Origin of the sequence: Pontibacter pamirensis (assembly GCF_010015475.1) — a bacterium.
In the GTDB taxonomy this organism is placed as follows: Bacteria; Bacteroidota; Bacteroidia; order Cytophagales; family Hymenobacteraceae; genus Pontibacter; species Pontibacter pamirensis.
In genome coordinates, this window is the sequence record NZ_SSNI01000062.1 from 1 (window position 1) to 17,548 (window position 17,548).

The 17,548-nt window shown below is 50.4% G+C and carries 13 protein-coding genes and 1 pseudogene; 3 read left to right on the forward strand and 11 right to left on the reverse strand.

From position 1 onward, the window contains the following. Positions 1-294: 294 nt before the first annotated feature. Positions 295-1,434, reverse strand: a complete 1,140-nt coding sequence (locus E1919_RS25695; protein WP_162056275.1) for a DUF3800 domain-containing protein — start codon at positions 1,432-1,434, stop codon at positions 295-297. A 447-nt stretch (positions 1,435-1,881) separates the two neighbouring features. Next, positions 1,882-2,592: a hypothetical protein gene (locus E1919_RS25700; RefSeq protein WP_162056276.1), complete on the reverse strand. Its 711-nt coding sequence runs from the start codon at positions 2,590-2,592 to the stop codon at positions 1,882-1,884. Between the two features lie 395 nt (positions 2,593-2,987). Here E1919_RS25700 and E1919_RS25705 point away from each other — a divergent pair, with 395 nt between their 5' ends. Beyond that, on the forward strand, positions 2,988-3,617 hold the full coding sequence (locus E1919_RS25705; RefSeq protein WP_162056277.1) for a class I SAM-dependent methyltransferase: 630 nt from the start codon (positions 2,988-2,990) through the stop codon (positions 3,615-3,617). 59 nt (positions 3,618-3,676) lie between these two features. Here E1919_RS25705 and E1919_RS25710 read toward each other — a convergent pair whose 3' ends face one another. From E1919_RS25710 to E1919_RS27790, 4 genes are all read right to left on the reverse strand, one after another. Beyond that, positions 3,677-4,324 (reverse strand): DUF2911 domain-containing protein, encoded by a 648-nt coding sequence (locus E1919_RS25710; RefSeq protein WP_162056278.1) that lies wholly within the window; start codon positions 4,322-4,324, stop codon positions 3,677-3,679. 261 nt (positions 4,325-4,585) lie between these two features. Then, entirely contained in the window at positions 4,586-4,771 is a 186-nt protein-coding gene (locus E1919_RS25715; protein WP_162056279.1) for a hypothetical protein, read from the reverse strand. A gap of 92 nt (positions 4,772-4,863) precedes the next feature. Next, positions 4,864-6,285, reverse strand: a complete 1,422-nt coding sequence (locus E1919_RS25720; RefSeq protein ID WP_237144859.1) for a sensor histidine kinase — start codon at positions 6,283-6,285, stop codon at positions 4,864-4,866. A gap of 788 nt (positions 6,286-7,073) precedes the next feature. Next, on the reverse strand, positions 7,074-7,532 hold the full coding sequence (locus tag E1919_RS27790) for an ABC transporter permease (RefSeq protein WP_237144860.1): 459 nt from the start codon (positions 7,530-7,532) through the stop codon (positions 7,074-7,076). Between the two features lie 175 nt (positions 7,533-7,707). Here E1919_RS27790 and E1919_RS25730 point away from each other — a divergent pair. Beyond that, a pseudogene (locus tag E1919_RS25730) lies at positions 7,708-8,694 on the forward strand (IS481 family transposase). A 40-nt stretch (positions 8,695-8,734) separates the two neighbouring features. Here E1919_RS25730 and E1919_RS25735 read toward each other — a convergent pair. The 3 genes from E1919_RS25735 to E1919_RS25745 form a co-directional block, all read right to left on the reverse strand. Beyond that, positions 8,735-9,637: an ABC transporter ATP-binding protein gene (locus tag E1919_RS25735; protein ID WP_162056281.1), complete on the reverse strand. Its 903-nt coding sequence runs from the start codon at positions 9,635-9,637 to the stop codon at positions 8,735-8,737. Positions 9,638-9,728: 91 nt separating this feature from the next. Next, on the reverse strand, positions 9,729-11,234 hold the full coding sequence (locus tag E1919_RS25740; RefSeq protein ID WP_162056282.1) for a serine hydrolase domain-containing protein: 1,506 nt from the start codon (positions 11,232-11,234) through the stop codon (positions 9,729-9,731). A gap of 387 nt (positions 11,235-11,621) precedes the next feature. After that, positions 11,622-15,254 carry a M1 family aminopeptidase gene (locus E1919_RS25745; RefSeq protein ID WP_162056283.1) on the reverse strand — a complete coding sequence of 1,211 codons (3,633 nt, stop codon included), beginning with the start codon at positions 15,252-15,254 and terminating at the stop codon, positions 11,622-11,624. Positions 15,255-15,799: 545 nt separating this feature from the next. On the opposite strand from E1919_RS25745, the gene E1919_RS25750 reads away from it, so the two are divergent. Then, positions 15,800-16,003, forward strand: a complete 204-nt coding sequence (locus E1919_RS25750; protein WP_162056284.1) for a transposase — start codon at positions 15,800-15,802, stop codon at positions 16,001-16,003. A gap of 79 nt (positions 16,004-16,082) precedes the next feature. Here E1919_RS25750 and E1919_RS25755 read toward each other — a convergent pair whose 3' ends face one another. Together E1919_RS25755 and E1919_RS25760 are read right to left on the reverse strand one after the other, a co-directional pair. Beyond that, positions 16,083-16,880, reverse strand: a complete 798-nt coding sequence (locus E1919_RS25755; RefSeq protein WP_162056285.1) for a DUF6503 family protein — start codon at positions 16,878-16,880, stop codon at positions 16,083-16,085. Positions 16,881-16,976: 96 nt separating this feature from the next. Continuing rightward, positions 16,977-17,548 (reverse strand): 4Fe-4S binding protein (locus E1919_RS25760; RefSeq protein WP_202915998.1); only part of this gene is annotated, 572 nt, incomplete at its 5' end.

Consider the following 17,548-nt stretch of genomic DNA (forward strand, 5'->3'; position numbering starts at 1 on the left):
TTCATACCTTCAGCTATTGGTTTCACCCCTGTCGCTTGACCACAATCAAAGAGAGGAGCATTATATGCTTATTCCGAATAATGGCTGCAAGGAAGTCGTACTAAAAGCTAAGTTGTGCAACAGCCACGTGAGAATAATAAGATCGTGGAACTTCAAGCGGTACCTGCCCCTACAGCCTGTATGGCGTCTCTTTTTGCCATCTCACAAATCAAAATCATCCGTAATATTTGAGACGACTTGATGATACGTTGCGTCTGATAAGGAACAACCGTTTTATCCAGGCAGTCGCACGTATCAGGAAAACTTCGCCAGCAGCTTCTTCAGGTTATCATATTCCGGCTGCTCCAGCACGTTCAGCTCTCCCCCGGTGGCCAGTTCCAGGGCCCGGTGGCACTGGCCCAGCCTGGCGAGCATGGGCTGTATCTGCTGGTTGTAGTAGTTGAAGAAGTTGTAAATGTCCCTGGTGGAGCAGGGCAGCTTGTAGCCGGCGCTGGAGGAGACGATGAGCACGCCCTCGTCCCGCACCGGCCCCACCACCAGGGAGCGGAAGCGGTGCTCTGTGTAGTTCTCGTACTTGTAGGAGTTGAGGTGCTGCAGCAACTCGTAGGTGTGGATGAACCTGGTTTTATAGTTATAGGTAAAAACCATCAGCAGGTACTCCACGAAAACCATCCTGCTCCGGACAACGGGGTCCTCGCTGCCCGCGTACCGCTCGAGGTAGTCCCGCGCCCGCAGCTGTGCTGCTGCCGTGATGGCCTCGTCCTGCGCGTCGGCCACCATGCCCTCGGTGTCCACAGTATAAGGCACATACCCCTCCGGCCAGCGGTTTACCCCCACGCATTTTCCAGCCAGCTCCTGTTCCAAGTCCATTTCCGACAGCCCGGCGTGAAACAGGTTAAGGCTTTCGCCAATAAAGCCTGCCAGCTGCAGCAGCTCTACCTCCTCCCCTGTGGAGAAGGTAAAGGTGGCCGGGGAGAAAAGGTCCACCTGGTGGTTCTCGTGGATGTAGCGGCGGAAGCTCTCCATGAACTCGGGCGTGCCCAGCTCGTTTGCGACGATGCTCAGGTCCGGCACGGTGCGGTAGAGGTTGTTGTAGATAAGGCCGGAGAGGAATTTATAGAAGGTGCCCTTGTATTGGAGGGGCGACTTCTGGTGCAGCTTGCGCTTGTCCACCAGCAGCGCATGAAAGGAAAAGTCTAATTTATTTAATTCATCCAGAAACTCCCGCCGTTGTACTATTCCGCTATTTCCTGCCGGAGACGAAATCACACCTCCGGGGAAGTTCCGCTCCCGGAGGCGGCGGAACCCCTCCTCCACTTCCCTTCTGTTTTCTTCCTCCACAAGCACGACTGTAATGGAGAAGTGTGTGCTGCCCGGGCCGTCGAAGGCGAAGCCGTGCGCCCCTGCCTCCGAGACAAAACCTGTTTTGGCCATAGTGTTGCTTTTATCTACTACCGGGAGTCTCCCCGGCTGTCGCGTATAAGATACTAATTATATTGTCATTTTCTATATTCAACTAACAGTATTAGTCTTCCTTTTTCTGCCGGGCTATTTATGCAAGCGCGTTTAGAACTGGAAGATTTCTCATCAGGCAGAGAAGCTCACTGGTTCCTTACAAAAGGGGGAGAAACAGGAAGCACCGTGGGGAAGCCGGGTAGCCAGCTTTCAAGTACGGAGGTCGCTCCTTTTACTGGTCAGCAGGATGTTCCACGGGTAGAAACCTGCTTATGAAAAAGGCTAGAACGTTCTCATATGCGTTTTTTATGTGGTTAATTTAACTGTGAACCGGTGCGCCTGGATGACAGGCAGATATTTAGAGAGACGGCAGCAAAAGATTTTATACGCTTTTTTGGTCATTGCAGGTGCCGCCTCCGGCTAAACCTACCGGGGCCCTCCTTCGGTAAGGACGTAGCTCACGTTGTCGAAAAACACAGTGGCCCTGTCACAGCAGTTAGCTTTTTGACCCTCCAATTTGATTATCACCGTTACCGCCTCTTTCGGCAGTACGCCTTTTAGCCCATAGCTTTTGAATCGGTACATGTTACTGCCCCCTCTTTCAGTTGCCTCGAAAAGCGTACTATCCGCATTAGCACTGTATACGCCGCCGACTAGCTTTCCCTCTCTGTCATAATAAGACTTCACAACCCTAGCTGTCACACATTTTTTGTTTCCACAAGGTGTTCCTGCAAAATAGCCCTGTAGTTCGGCCAGGATTCTTCTTTCTTCTATAGTCTTGCTGATGGGGCTAAGGTCAATCTCTTGATATAGGGCGACACGGGGGGTGTCACTATCCAGCGGAATCCTGAAATAGGATTTGCCAGGCTTAGGAGCGAGCCCGCATCTTTCATTACAGCCTTTCTTCCACTCACCTTCAAACTCACCGTAGGTCCCGTGCATAAAGCGCCATTCCGGCATCTCTGGAGTCACTGACCATGCTGGAATCTCCTGGCCAGTTACCTTTTCTTCTGCTCCAGGATTCTTTATCAGGTTTACTTCAAAATATGTATCAGGTGGCTTGTTTCCGATGAGTGCGCTTGTTAAAGCTATTAGAGGCAACAGGGACAGGTCGAAGGAGGCTTTTTTTGTTTTCATATGTTCGGTAGGATAGACGCTTCTTCAGGGGGTGGCATGCATTGTCTGTTCCTGGCAACAGGGCTCCCTGCCGTATGCGCTGAGAACAGACCACGCCATAATCGTTAGGAATGCCATTCCCATAGTTGCGGCTCTTTTGATAAGTGACCCCACTCCTAATCATACGGTTGCATTTTGTTTAACCGCCGCCTATATAAGCTGTTTTGCGCAGTTCCAGCGGTCCCGTCTTGCAGTCCCAAACGGAAAGCTACTTTACAATAGCCGTTTTACATTTTTTGGAATTAAAGAGTATATTCGTTTGGCAGGTTTCGGCAGTATGTCTTCGCAGGCATGTGAGCCGTAGCCTGCAACACAAAGGCAATAGGTTGCTGCCAAACTAAACCATATGATGTAAAATGGATAACTTAGACAGAAAAACGCATTGGGATGCTATCTACCAGAAAAAGAACCCTAATGAGGTAAGCTGGTACCAACCCACTCCTACCACTTCGCTGGACTTTGTGAAGCAGTTCGATGTTCCGAAAAATGCAAAAATAATTGACATCGGCGGTGGCGACAGCCTTTTCGTTGACCATTTACTCGACCTAGGGTACCAGGACGTCACAGTGCTGGATATCTCAGCCTCATCACTCGATAAAGCAAAGCAGCGGCTCGGTGAGCGGGCAGCAAAAGTGAAATGGATAGTGGCAGATGCAGCGACCTTTAAACCTACCGAGAAGTACGACTTCTGGCACGACCGGGCAGCGTTCCACTTCCTGACACAGGAGCAGGAAATAGAGCACTACCTCAGGGCAGTGCAGCAGGGCATCAAGCCGGCAGGGGTACTGGTGATAGGTGCTTTCTCGGAGCGAGGCCCCAGCAAGTGCAGCGGGATAGACATCAGGCAATACTCTGAGGTTTCAATGGCCGAACGGCTGAAAAGCTTTTTTGAGAAGATAAGGTGCATTACGGTTGACCACAGGACACCGTTCAACACCATCCAGAACTTTGTCTTTTGCAGTTTCCGAAAACTGCAGCTGTTTTAAAAGGTTACCCCAGCAACAGGGGCTGCTGCACAATCAGCCCCTGTTGCTGGGCACAGATGCTATAACGAAGGCTCCGTGTTTCTACCTGAAAATCCCACCGGAAGCGTCAGCTTCAGCTTATCCCACGTCATGACAACAGCCCCCTGCTCATCACTTTGAGGCATGACTTCATAACGCAGCCGCTCCTGGTGCTGGGCCAAAGTGTCAGGTTTCACCGAAAAGCGGACCATGTCTTCTGCTTCCGAATAATCGTCTGCCAGATGCTGCTCCCAGTTTTTGTTGATGATCACTGTCCACTCCTTCTCCCCCGGAATGGTGAACAGCGCATACTTCCCTGCCGGCAACGGCTGTCCTCCAATCGTAATTGGCTGGTCCGTTTGCAGGCTGGTAGCCGAGTGCGCCCCTGTTACCCACACCTGGTTACGGGCCACAAGGCCACCCCAGATCACCCTGCCGCGTACAGCAGGAGAATGGTATGCCACCGTTAAATGGGCAGGTCCGACCTTCCCGTGCGCCTCAGCTTTCAAGCTGCCCTTCAGGGTATCAGGCGCAGACTGTGCCTGTATGGCCAGCGCTCCTTCCTCGTGTGCGGTGGCATGATGGTTTTCCTGCTCCGGAATTCCCTGCTCTGCTACCTGCTCGCTGCAGGCAGCAAGTGCAACACTAAAAGCAGCAGCTAACAGGCCGCTGCGTAGTTTAATTGTCATATGAAATTAATCTCGATGCTTAAAAACTGTTTGAATCAGCGAATTAACATCTAAACCGGCAGTATTAAAAGCGCCTGTAGTCATATTCTGGCAGCAGTGGCCACTTTTCCTCATAAAACTGATACCGTTGTCCTCTCCCCTCCTGCCACGGAAGGCTGTTGTAGGTTGTTAAGAAGCAAACATGTAACAAATACCCGGAAAAGTGTAACGGAAGCTTGATGTGTTTCTCCTAATTTGCCTCAACACAAGGGGAGAAGTCATCTAAAAAGCGGCAGCGGCGGCAGAATAGGCGTTATCTGCGCGTTTACCAGGCCTGGAGAATTCCATTGTTACATTGTTGTCATAGGCGGCCCACCTGTCCAGCATCTTAAAGGCATCTGTGAAGCTGTCTACGAGTTCTAAGAAAGGGACTTGAGTAGCCAGTGAGCGTCTTGCTTCCAGTTCCATCGGGTCATTCCTTTATTGCAATTGCCTTCATAAATCTTACTTTGCTTGTGTAAGGTAGTTCTTTCTCATATGTCACACGTGCTGTACAGAATTTACAATCGCAGGGTCAGGTGAACAAAGAAGTCTTCCGCAGTCTCTCTGATAATGAGTTCGTGCTTCCCTGGGTACAATAGTGCCAGGCGCTGCTTCACGTTCTCCAATCCTACCCCAGATTTATCTTTCTCCGGATCTTGCTCCTGCTTTGCATGAATACTGTTGTAAACGTCAAAGTACAGCGTGTCCTGCTTGCAGTGTAAAGTAATTTTAATCCATGACCTGTGCTTTAAGCTGATGCCATGCTTAAAAGCATTTTCCACAAAGGGAATGAGCAGCATGGGGCCTATGTAACTCTCTCTTAGCACCTCCTCTATCCTACTTTCAATATTTATGTTAGGGGAAGAGGAAGTCCTGAGTGACTGCAGCTCGATGTAGTTGTGCATGTACTCTACCTCACGGGACAACAGTATCCTGTGCTGGTGGTTCTCGTGCAGCATAAAGCGCATCATGTCTCCCAGCATCTGTACACCCTGCGCGGTGCGTTCACTGTTTTCCTGCAGCGCTGTTCCGTAGAGGGTGTTCAAGGCGTTAAAAAGAAAATGCGGGTTAATCTGGGAGCGAAGAAAATCCAGGTTCGCGTTTGATCTCCCCAACTCCTTTTTCAGCACAAACAACTCTTCATTCCCCTGCATCTGGCGCTTATAAAGTACCCAGGAGAGGGGAACAGTTATTAGTAATTGGAAAGGTATATTAAAGAAGCTAATACCTAATGCTGTGTCCCCGTCCTGTGTCAGAAACTGCCCTATCACATACACCGGTACTAAGGAGATGACCATTACAAGAACGGCTCTTACCACATAAGTAATAAAAGGTTTCTTTTTTCTGAGAGACTCAGGAATAAGAGTATAGAAAGAGTAACAGTACAAGAGTATTCCAAATGGTCCGGATATTCCCCAAAACACGACTATCTCCCCATCAGCCTCAAAGACTAACAACAGGAACATGCTGACCATCCACACGACGAAAGCAGTAAGGCCGTCCCGTGTTATCATCCTGTACTTTGACTGGATTGCCTCAGAGTTAGACAGAAGGTAAAGGCCGGAATACTTGATGACGGAATAAAGCCCGAACAGTAAAAGCAGCCAGAAGGCGCGGAGGAAACTACCCTGAAATATATTGTCATAGGTCTCCTTTTCATTATTATACATGTTAAACAGGTAGTTCTTTGCATAGGTATCCGTTATTCCGAATACAAATCCTACTATCAGGAATGTCGCAACTACAAAAGAGATGTTTAGAAACATTGCTTCTTTCCTGAGCAGCCCTGGCACTACACGGAAATTCAGCAGCAGAAAAGAAAGGTAGAGCAGTGTGTATCGAACAAGCTGGGGAAAGTAGTAATCCTGATAATAACTGAATGTAATCCCCGCCTCATCAAAAAGCACTTTATTCTGACTGTCTGCGATAGATAGGGACATAACAGCAAAAACATAGATAGTCGTGACCGCCCAAAATTCGACCTTAGAGAAGTGCAAAGACCTCTCTACAATACTTTCCATAGCCAGGTAATTCATGAAACAATTATAGTTTAATCTAGAGAGTAAAAATAAAATAAGTGATGAAAGCCCCTGAATCTGTGACGAACTTGTTATCAAACATGAAAGAACAAATTCAATCAGAATCCAGCATCAGGAAACTCAAATAAAAAAAGGCAGCTGACCACATAACCTGTCTTAGACGGTAATAAATTTTGAAAGAGCAGAAAATGCAGCCTGAGCCTTTTTGTCCAACAGGTGTTGGCAAACACTTTTATAGAAGGGGACAGTAGGAGTATCAAGTTTAGTAGAAAATGCGGTCACTTTTGTAATAGTAGGTGTGAAGCAAGGTGAAAGTTTAAAAGTGAGCTAAAGCTATCGCAAGCACTTTTGAACCGGTAGCTTCCTAGAAAATCTGATAGCTTCATTGACTACTCCTTACTTGTCTGATTTTAAAGTCAACGAAAGCAAACCAAAGCACTAGTACTGAGCACGCAAGAGATCTCCAAAGAATAAGAGGAATGGCAGACTCATATGTTGACATGATAAGAAGTATCGGATAGGAAAACGGGAATTTATCGACATGCTCCCATTTTATCTCCATCACAAGCACCGCTGCTAAAATTATAAGGCCAAAACCTGTGGCGATGGGTGTGATAAAGCTTTTAAACCTCATGCCCCCCCAGAACTGTATGGCGCTGATTGCAAGAACCGAAACATAGGCTTGAACATTAGCGGCAAGGAAGCTTCTCCCAATCCATACTGTGCTCAAAGAATCTGAAAGCCGGGACCTTTGCATTAACAACAAGGGCTGACATGGCCATAAACACATTGAAAGCAATAAAAAACACAAGAATGAGCAGGTGGATAGTCAGAAACTTTGAGAAAAAAACATTTACCAAGGGTTGAGGAGAGGTGAAGACCTGTTTCCACGTGTTGCTCCGATACTCTATCTGTGGAAGCAGAGTGCAAATAAGGATGATATCCATGGGCAAAACAAGGTTGCCCATAAACTCCACTCCAGCCTTGAAATGCAGGTTCCAAGGATCTACTTTCAGGGCATTCACGGCTTCCGGCGTGGCTGTGTCAAAAACCAGCAGCAAAGGGATGACTGCAGCGGCAACGAAACTCAAGGGCAGCAAAGAGGTTCGCTTCGTTTTAAGGGATTCAGAGCGTAAAGATACTGCCATCGTCATAGGCGACCTGAAGTCAGGTTCATGAATAACTTGTGAAGGTTCAACAGATTCGCTACATTTTCACCTGTTGATTTAATCTCAAGATATTACTATTATTACTGCTGTGGACTTGTGGGTAACTCGGCAGAGTTATCCATAAATCCACAGCTATTTTTTTGCCTGTGTCACTATGAAGAAAGAGGAGCAGAAGCAGAAAGCCAGAGAAGATTGGATAAGGGTTTACCAGCAGTTGGGCTCTGTCAGCAAAGCTGCTCTTCGGTGTGGCATTGCCCGCTCCACTCTGCACAGATGAATCAAGCGCCTGCCAGATGAAGGGCTAGCGGATCGTTCCAGAAGGCCCCACAGGCTGGCCCGACAAAAATGGGATGATGATGTAATCAACCTAATCCTTGACATTAGGGACACCTGCCGCTTCGGCAAAATAAGGATTTGCTCACACCTTCTGCAGCACCATCAAGTGAAGATATCACCTTCCACGGTGGCCAGGGTGCTTGAGAAGTATGATATGAAGTTGCTCAAGCGATACCACAAGAAGAAAGAGTTTAAGCGTTACACTAAGGAAATTCCGGGAGAAAGGGTGCAGATGGATGTCTGTAAGATTGATACGGGTATCTACCAGTACACAGCCATTGACGACTGTAGCCGCTTCAGAGTACTGCACACCTATTCCAGGAGAACAGCCAAAAACACTGTAAACTTTCTTGAGCGGGTGGTAGAGCAAATGCCCTTTCCCATACAGCGGGTGCAAACTGACCGGGGCAAGGAGTTCTTCGGCCTTACTTTCCAGGAGATACTGCGGGAGTATGGCATCAAGTTTAGGCCCATCAAACCTCGCTCTCCACACTTGAACGGCAAGGTAGAGAGGAGCCATCAGACGGACCTGCAGGAGTTTTACATGACGGCTAACCTGAAGGATCCATGCCTGAACGACAGGCTGGAGGAATGGCAGTTTCATTACAACTGGCACCGTTCCCACAGTTCCCTGAAGGGCAAAACGCCTATGGATGTTGTCACTGAAAAGTCAGCCCTGACCCCGCTATGGGAAGACATAGAGGCAAAGTATGACTCGGCCAGAGAACCGATCCGTGAGCAGAACTACGGATGGGAGAGAATGTTGAGCAAATACAAGAAAAAAGGAAAGCCTGCCAGAAATTAGGAATTGTCTAACTTCTGGCAGGCCTATAACTGTAGCGGATCTATAGAACCACTACAAATAACTGTTCAAGGTCATGTCTCTCTGGCTGAAGAAGGTACACATCGAGCCCGTTTTCTAAAAGCAGCCTGTTGATGCAAGCTGCCTGCTTGTTATCATTCAACGTAACTGAAAGCGTCTCTTGCAGTTTTTCAGGCTCATAGTCCTGTAAGACTGCAATAGCCGCCTCGTTATCTGAAGTGGCTATCTGTATTTTAGAACGCTTTTGCTGAAAGAGATGAAGCTCCTGCAGCGTCCCCTGAAACAGCATCCGCCCTTTCAGGATAATCCCTATGTGGCTGGCCGTCTCTTCCACTTCCGAGAGAATGTGACTCGACACCAGAACCGTGATGCCTTCTTCCATATTCAGCTTCTTTACCAGCTCCCGCACTTCTATCATACCGTTGGGATCCAGCCCGTTTGTGGGCTCATCGAGTACCAGTAGCTCCGGGCTGGGCAAAAGGGCGAGTGCAACCGCTAACCGCTGCTTCATCCCCAAAGAGAAGCGCTTCAGCTCCTTATTCCCCGTGTCAGCCAGTCCGACGGTCTTCAGTACCTCGCCTATCCTTTCCCTTGACGCTCCGTAGACAGCGCGGTACACTTCCAGGTTTTCCTTCGCCGAGAGGTGCCCATAGAGGGAGGGACTCTCAATCAGGCACCCTATCTTCTTTAGAATTCCGATCCTGTTTGCCTGAAGCTCTTCTCCAAAAAGCTCTATGCTGCCCTGCTGCACCTGTAACAGCCCGAGCAGCAAGCTCAAAGCAGTTGTTTTGCCTGAGCCATTCGGGCCGAGGAAACCGTATACGCTTCCCCGCTCCACCTGCAGGTTGACATCAACTAGTGCTTCTACATCTTTAGAGTAGTTGTAATAAAGCGCAGTGGATTTTATAACCGGTGCATCGCCCATTGACGTAGTTCTGTTGCTTTATTTACCAGTCCCGTTTACAACAGCATTGGTAAATTTATTCTGTTTTGCCCGCCTTAGAGATTCTTCTGGCTCATAGTCCTTGCTTGCGCTTCCCTGGTGTCACCTGACCGCCCATGTGGAGTTGAACGCTGTCCGTGCGGTCGTTCTCTGTAATGAAGACAAGGCGGATGTCCTCGTCGAAGAAAGGAATGAACGAGCTGTCGCCCTGGGAGCGGAACCGGAATGCTTTCCTGCCGCCCAGCTGCACTTTCAGTTTCCCGTCCTCTCCGAATACCCGCAGTTCCATTGGCTTCGCCCCCGTCTCAAGAACGTAGGTGCCCTCGTAGCGGGCGATGTCGGCCGCCGTCAGCGGCAAGTCGAGCACCGTGGTCAGCTCCATTCCCAGCGCCGTCCTTGCCAGGGCCTCCTCCACTTTCTGGTGTAGCGCGTCGTCTGAGTTCGTCAGTACCGCAATCGTCAGTCCCTCCTTCGGGTAATGGGTGAGATAGGAGTTGAAACCGTCGGTGTCCCCGGTATGGACAACCTTTTCGTGATCCCCGAGCCGGGCAAGGTCAAGGCCAAAGCCGTAGGTCCTGGTGCCGCCAGCGGAGAGCTCAGTAGGGGTGGTCATCTGACGCAGCGACTCACGGGAGACCACCTGGCCGCTGTGCAACAGGTGCGTCCAGCGAATCAGGTCGCCGACCGTCGAGCTTAAGCCGCCGGCCCCGTTGCCCTTTATGCTGAAGCCGGGTGCATTGTAGAGTGTGCCCGCTGCATTGCTCTCGTATTTGTACCCTTTGGCACGGTTGGGGATGATGCGTTGAGCGCTTCCGTACAGCGTGTTGTGAAGCTCCAGCGGTTGCAGTAACTCACGCTCCATGTACTCCTCATAAGGTGCTCCCGTCACCTCTTCGATAACCCGGGCCAGCAGGTAATACCCGCTGTTGTTGTACCGGAACTTCTCCCCCGGCTTGAAGACGAAAGGCTGCTTGCCGAACAGGGCAACCATCTCCTCAGAGGAAGGCTCAAGCCTGAGTTGCCGTTGGGCCTCCTTGCCCAGCTCCGTATAGCTCTTGATGCCGGAGGTGTGGTTGAGAAGGTGGCGCACCGTCACGTGATGGCCCTGCACGGGGTAGTCCGGCAGGAACCTGGTGATGGGGTCGTCGAGGGAGACCTTGCCCGCCTCGACCAGCCGCATGATGGCCGCGGCCGTAAACTGCTTCGTCACCGAGGCTATTTGGTAAGCGGTCTCCGGACTGGCGGCCACGCCCATCTCCACATCCGCCAAACCGTACCCGCGGGTGAAAACGGTTTTCCCGTCCTTGGCCACAGCCACACTCATTCCTGGCATGAACTCCTCAGCTAAGTGTAAATGAACCACAGAGTCTGCAACGGATTCGATTCGCTTCAGATTAAGTCCATGGTCCGCCAGCGAAACCGCTGGTGGCGGGGAAACGCCGGCCGGCACATGTGCTTTTGGGGAACAACCCGTTGCCGTAATAGCTCCTAAGGCAAGCAGCAGCACACTGCCCCGGAACTGCGTGTATGCGCTTTGTAGCCGCTGTAAAGGCAGCCTGTCGTTTTTCTGGATTCTCATGATAGCTGTTGGGGTGGTTTTGAACTACTTGAATTTACTCTGTACTAACCTGAGCAACATTAGACATTATCGCACCTACCAGAAACAAAATGGGATGAAAGTCCCGAAAGATGTGATGAACCAGAGCGCTTTAGTTTTTAAGCAGATACCATCCAAGGGTTGAGAGCACCGTATTGAAAAGTTGCCGGGAGTGTCGTTTAAACTGTTCCGTTTCCTTCCCTCTTGCTCTTGCCCATCTTTCTTTCGACCCGGGTCCAGTGGCACCCTGTCACCAAAACCAAGGAGAGTTGCTGCGCGTCTGTCTCGGTTACTTCCATTACCCATTCTTGTCGCAGCAATTCATGCATACAGGCTCAGGCAACCTTCGCCATATACCGTAACGGCTGTTTAGCCTGCCATGCATGTTATCATGTTATCGTCCGGGTTCCGGTCAATCAGCAGGTTGTAGGGGTCAATACCTGCTTTCTCCGGCTTCTCATTCACGATGAACTCGAATGTATTCACTCCTGACTTGAGTTGGTGCTTTTCCAGGTAAAGCGGCCTGTCTTTCCAATGGCCGTTGGTTTTCTCACGGGTAATGACGCCGATGTCTATCCAGTCGTCCATCTTTTCTTCGCTCTCAACCCCCAGGCTGCCTGCATGAAGCTTCTTCGCATCCACGGTAAGTGTTACCTTATACCTGCCGTTCTTTAGTTCCTTATAAACAGCATCAACGGCCCTGTTCTCATACAGTGTTATCTTTTCAAACATGTCGGTTACCAGGTACTGCAGTGAATCTGGCGTGGCGGCGCGGATGTGCTGCATAAACTCGGTGGAGTTGGTGTAGGGAGGCTGCTGAAACGCAACCTCTTTTATGTAATCCCGCAGCATCGCGTTTAGTCTGTCTTCTCCGATATAGTCTGCCAGTGCATACATGACCAGGCTTCCCTTCCTATAGTAGATGTAGTCCTGGTTCTCTACCCTGTACAGCGGCCGTTCCCTCTTCGTCTCGCTTGTCCTGCCTTCCAGGTAGGAGTTCAACTCGTAGGCCAGGAACTTCTTCATCATCGCTTCCCCGTATTCCTGCTTCATTACCATCAGGGCACTGTACTGACTCATGGTCTCTGACAGTAGCACGGAACCCTGCACATCACCGCCGGTTACCTGGTGCCCCCACCACTGATGCGCTACTTCGTGCGCTGTTAAATAGAAGGGATAATCCACACTCTGGGGGTCATCCTCCTCTACATCCGCAATAAAGCCCACTGATTCAGAGTAAGGAATCGTGTTCGGGAAAGACTGGGCCAGGGATCTGTATCCCGGAAACTCCACAATGCGCAACTGCCGGTGCTGATAGGGGCCAAAATTGGCTGTAAAATAGCCCAAGGATTTTTTCACGGCCCTGAACATGCGGTCGAGGTTGTACTCATGGCCTGGGTGGTAGTAGATCTCGATGGCTACTTCCTTGCCGCCTTTGCCCACCCACTTGTCCTTTTTCACGGCATAGTCTGCTGAAAGAAAAGCGTAAAAATTCATAATGGGCGCATCCATTTTATAGTGGAAGTAGCGGCGCCCGTTTGCCGTCCACTCTTTCTGCAGGTAGCCCGGTGCGATGGCAATCTGCTCTTCCCCGGTGCTGACGATGGCCTCAAAATTTATCCAGTCGGCGTCGTTGCTGAAGTAGTTGTTCATGCGGGCCGCGGAATCGGCTACGTCAGCCATGGGTGGCCTCGGCTGCAGACCGTAATCCCTGCGCACGCCGTCCTGGTTTAACTCGTAGTTGGGCTGGTATCCTATCTTCGGCAAGTAGCTGTTGTTAATGAACGTGCCGTTGTACACGATATCCCTGTTGGAGCCATTGTTGCGGAACCCCCTGGTGCCGTAAAGCAGGTCCATGTGCAACTGCACGGAATCATCTGATTGCAGGGGTTTTGCCAGCCTGTAGATATAGTACCCGGTTTCTTTGTCAGCCGATACGAGCGTGGCTTTCCTGCCAAACTCCATCCGGCGAATCTCCGCCTCATCTGAAATAGCCAGGTGTACAGAATCTATGGCCCTCTCGTGCTTGTTCCTGAGCCAATAATGGCCCTTGAAAGAAAAGTCCCGCTCCTTCGGGTAAATGGCCACATGCAGCTTTACATCCGTGATGCGTGGCTGCGGAATACCCTCGTACTTCTTATACTTCTTCTCGTAGTTTGCCTGGCGTTCTTCCCGCTGGTCCGAAGTCCGGTATGTGTTCAGGATATTGGTGTTGTAGAAGATAAACCCACCGGTGAGCAGGAAGACCGTCAAACCGGCGGCTGCCACCAAAAGCGTGGACCTGGTAAGTTGCATGCTGGCTATTTTAACGCGCCACCTGAACATGGTTTCCGTTCCTCTTGCCCAGAGCAGGTTTCCGGTTACAGCCAGCAATAAGGCAAAGGCCGCCCAGTATACCTTGTAGACGATGAAGGGCCGGACAAAGTGCCCGTACCCGTTCATGGCAGAGTAAGAAATCCCCGGATCGGAGTTGAAGGAGTACAGGTTGTGCTCCCAACCCAGTTCTTCCATGGAGATGTTCAGCAGGTAGTACACCACCATGATGAAGTGGCCCATGTATTTGCTGTTTACCACCACCTGCACCAGCATCGCCAGTACGCATAGCATGAGGTACTCTATCAGCTCAATGCCAAAGAGGCCTCTTATGTATACATCAAACTCATATTGATAGTAGCCTTCAAGTGTCTGAATGATGATACCACAGAACATAACCACAAGAAGCAGGACCACCTGCACCAGCATCAGGGCAGAAAGCTTGGAGGCAAAAGGCACCCAGTTTGGGACAGGCAAGGCATCATAGAGCTGGTTCAAACCAATGTCACGCTCCCGCCATACCAGTTCTCCTGAATAGAAGGTGATAATGATGAGGATGAACAAGCCAAAAGTCCCATTTAGTAGCCGTATCACAGCAGAGGTTACCGGGAATACTGTGGTATCGTATATCTTGCCCAGCTGAGTGCCCATCACAAATAATAAGACAACGCCCGCAGTGACAATAGCTACAAAGTAAGCGCTCTTCACAATGCCCTTAAACTCGAGCTTTGTCAGTTTAATGTACTGCTTCAGGCTCAGGTTGAAAGAGAAATGCTGTGTTACCCTCGGTAACTCCAGGGGCCCTGTCGAGACAACGCCCCCCGCTGCACCGCCATTTTTGCGCTTATTGAAAAGCTTGGCTCCAGCGTTGGCAAACGAAAAACTGAAACGGTCATAACAAAGAGCTAAAATGGCTAGACCTATTGCCAACCATAGGGTGCGGTTGGCAATAACATGGTAGCTGAGCGGCAACATCATGGTGTTGCGTTCTGCTGTGGTCCAGTAGCGCTGGGTGTAATGGATAGCAGCAGAGCCCATGGGATCTGCCAGGTTGGCAACCGTCTCATTGTCCAGGTCGCCGGTCAGGCCGCGGGCAATCCCGTAGAGCACCAGGAAAATTACCCCGCCCACGTAAAGGGAGAGCCCGCTCCTGGTGAGTGTGGCCAGTGCGAAGAAAACAGCACCTGTGAAAAGCAGGTTGGGAATAACAATGACCAGGTAAGGCTGCAGGTACCACATGATGTTGAGCGGACCAAGCTTATCAGCTTCCATGAAGGGCATAAGCGTAGCTGAGAACGCACCCGCAGCCAGGCCCAGGAACACCAGCAGGGTGATAAGGAAGGAACCTGAGAAGCGGCCAAACAGGTACCCAGCCTTTGAGATGGGGGTGGTGTAATAAATCGAGTGCGTTTTGTACTTAAAGTCCCTGAATACGGGTGTCCCCATCATGAAGCAGGTGATGAGCACGCCAAACCAACTGAGCAAGGTGATGAGCCAGTTGATTTGGTAGGGGGAGTTGGCATACACTTTACCGCCACTGGCATCGCCCAGTATAAAACTGTTCCCGAAAGCACCCCCTAAGTTGAGCATCACTAAGAAGGCCATCAGGAACTGCAGGCCAAAATAAATATAAGTAGCCGGGCGCTTGAGGCGGTACCTGACTTCGAATGAGAGGATTTCCTTGAACATGGTTCTGTCTGTAATAATGGAACAGGAACGCACCGTGCAGAGTGGAACTGTTCCACTTTATTTTTATAATTAATTCTTCTTTAGTCTCCTTCTCCCTTTTGTAAAGATTTTGGAAACATCCCTGATGATTGATTTCATTGTTTTTCCAATATTCCCCCGCTGTCCTGGAACATCACCCACTCTGCCTGTCAGTAAGACTAGGCAATTTTAGGAGTGACTTCAACTGTAAGTGATGAAAGTCCTAAAAGATGTGGCGAAATAGCTAAAGCAAATCAAAGGAAACTCTGGTGTGCATATACCCTATAACCAATAGGACGTGCCAAGTTTTGGCAAAGGCTGGTACTTGTGCAAAAGGAAGCACTACTGATTTATATACCTTCAGCAGCGATACTTCTCCAGAATCCCAACGCCCGTGTCAGTCACTTTCACCAGCACGCTCTCGTCTTCCTCCTCCAGGCTGACGGTGATAAGTCCGCCTGAACTTGCTACATTTGACTGGAGGCTTCTAATAGGCAGATTTATTTAAAGTATTAAATTTGACTATTATGGAAAGACGAGTATTTGACGCCTCCTTTAAGCGGATGGCCATTGACCTCTCCTACGCGAGGGGATCAGTAAAAGAGGTAGCCGATGAGCTGGGCATAGACCCCTGCCGGCTGAGCAAATGGCGACAGAAGGACAGCTCGCCAGTCCGGCCCACCGAAGGGCTGACAGATGAGCAGAAAGAGATAAAGCGGCTGAAGGATTAGCAAAGAAAATCGGTCACCCTACTTCAGGATGAGGCAGCCACTTTACAGGAAAAGGCTGGCAGTTATCACATCCGGCAGTCTAATTTTCAGCAGATACCCTGTAGGATGTGAGTGGCTCTGCCTTGATGATGGTGTCGGTGCCGATGTAGGCGTTGTTTTTATTCCAGTGCCACTTGCGCACCTTCGGCATCCTGATGCCGTCTACCATGACCTCCTCCTCCAGCAGAATGTATTCCCCGCTTTCCGGCTCGCCGTGGTTAAAGCGGTAAGCCTCCATCGCATGCGATTCCGGATTGAGGTAGAAGAACCAGTTATCAGAACCTACGGCATCATCATAGTTTATCTCCAGTACCCGGTATTCTTTCCCCTCGAGTTCCTCGTTGTTGGCGGCTTCCGCTACGTTCACTCCTTCATCCGTCAGCTTCATGGGCAGCCCGTAGAGGTAGCCATAAAAACTGTGGACCCACTTCAGGTCATCAGGAGTGAGGCCGTATTTTTCCCGGTCCTCTGCGCTGATGTCCCCTTTACCGTCCAGCAGGTAAAACTCCTTACCATCAGCGATGCCTTTCACTGCCTCTTTCCCGTCCTGGCGGCTGATGTGGGCAAAGTAGCCGGTGCTGTTGTCCAGCTCTATCTCGAACCTGTTCTCTTGCCCTGCGGTATCGGCAGAGCTCAGGTAAAGGCGGGTTTTCAGCTCTGGCCAGTTGTTCTCCGGGTCGTGGTAAGCCAGCGTTTTCTCAAGCAGTTCTGAGTCAACGGTTGGCTCTTGCTGGCAGGAACCCAGCAGCAGCAAAGCCAGAAAACCAGAGAGGTGCAGCAGGGACCGGAGGCTTTTAAAGGTCAAAGAGTAAAATGGATTAGAACGGTTAGTCTGCATAGTTTTGAAGTTTACGTAATTTGTTATTAACTCATAAAGGCAGAGCTCTCTTCCTCAATGAGCACGAGCCCAAAAAGGGCTAAGAGGAGAAGAATGTTACCTTATATAATCGATGTCTGAAAAGACCTGCACGCTGTTGTTACCGATAAGTATGGGCTTCCCGAACCGCCCTTCCTCTTCCCCGTTCTCCAGCTTCAGGACACCGCGGGGGCAGACGGAGGCGCATACACCGCAGCCCACACAAGAGGAGCGAACAACATTCTGCCCCCTCTGCGCATACCACCGCACATCGATTCCCATTTCGCAGTAGGTGGAGCAGTTGCCGCAGGAGATGCACTGCCCGCCGTTGGTGGTAATCCGGAACCGGGACTTGAACCTTTGCACAATACCGATATAAGCCGCCAGCGGGCAGCCGAACCTGCACCAGACCCTGTTGCCCATAATCGGGTAGAAGCCCACCCCTACCACCCCGGCAAAGGCGGCCCCTATCAGAAAGCCATAGGTAGCCCGCAGGGTATAGGTGTCGATGAACAGAAAGGTACCGCTGCCGGTGAAATAGGTGTACAGCACGCCCGCCGTCATCACCACGGCGAACACCAGCACACTGTGTATCATCCACCGCTCCACCTTCCATGCCTTCAGGGACTTGTCGGAGAGCTGGCGGTAGG

Excerpts from the sequence above, each read along its gene's own strand:
- E1919_RS25705 (WP_162056277.1), top strand. The coding sequence starts at position 2,988 with ATGGATAACTTAGACAGAAAAACGCATTGGGATGCTATCTACCAGAAA.
- E1919_RS25755 (WP_162056285.1), bottom strand. The coding sequence starts at position 16,880 with ATGCAGACTAACCGTTCTAATCCATTTTACTCTTTGACCTTTAAAAGC.
- E1919_RS25700 (WP_162056276.1), bottom strand. The coding sequence starts at position 2,592 with ATGAAAACAAAAAAAGCCTCCTTCGACCTGTCCCTGTTGCCTCTAATA.
- E1919_RS25710 (WP_162056278.1), bottom strand. The coding sequence starts at position 4,324 with ATGACAATTAAACTACGCAGCGGCCTGTTAGCTGCTGCTTTTAGTGTT.
- E1919_RS25695 (WP_162056275.1), bottom strand. The coding sequence starts at position 1,434 with ATGGCCAAAACAGGTTTTGTCTCGGAGGCAGGGGCGCACGGCTTCGCC.
- E1919_RS25750 (WP_162056284.1), top strand. The coding sequence starts at position 15,800 with ATGGAAAGACGAGTATTTGACGCCTCCTTTAAGCGGATGGCCATTGAC.
- E1919_RS25720 (WP_237144859.1), bottom strand. The coding sequence starts at position 6,285 with ATGTCCCTATCTATCGCAGACAGTCAGAATAAAGTGCTTTTTGATGAG.
- E1919_RS25735 (WP_162056281.1), bottom strand. The coding sequence starts at position 9,637 with ATGGGCGATGCACCGGTTATAAAATCCACTGCGCTTTATTACAACTAC.
- E1919_RS25715 (WP_162056279.1), bottom strand. The coding sequence starts at position 4,771 with ATGGAACTGGAAGCAAGACGCTCACTGGCTACTCAAGTCCCTTTCTTA.
- E1919_RS25740 (WP_162056282.1), bottom strand. The coding sequence starts at position 11,234 with ATGAGAATCCAGAAAAACGACAGGCTGCCTTTACAGCGGCTACAAAGC.
- E1919_RS27790 (WP_237144860.1), bottom strand. The coding sequence starts at position 7,532 with ATGGCAGTATCTTTACGCTCTGAATCCCTTAAAACGAAGCGAACCTCT.
- E1919_RS25745 (WP_162056283.1), bottom strand. The coding sequence starts at position 15,254 with ATGTTCAAGGAAATCCTCTCATTCGAAGTCAGGTACCGCCTCAAGCGC.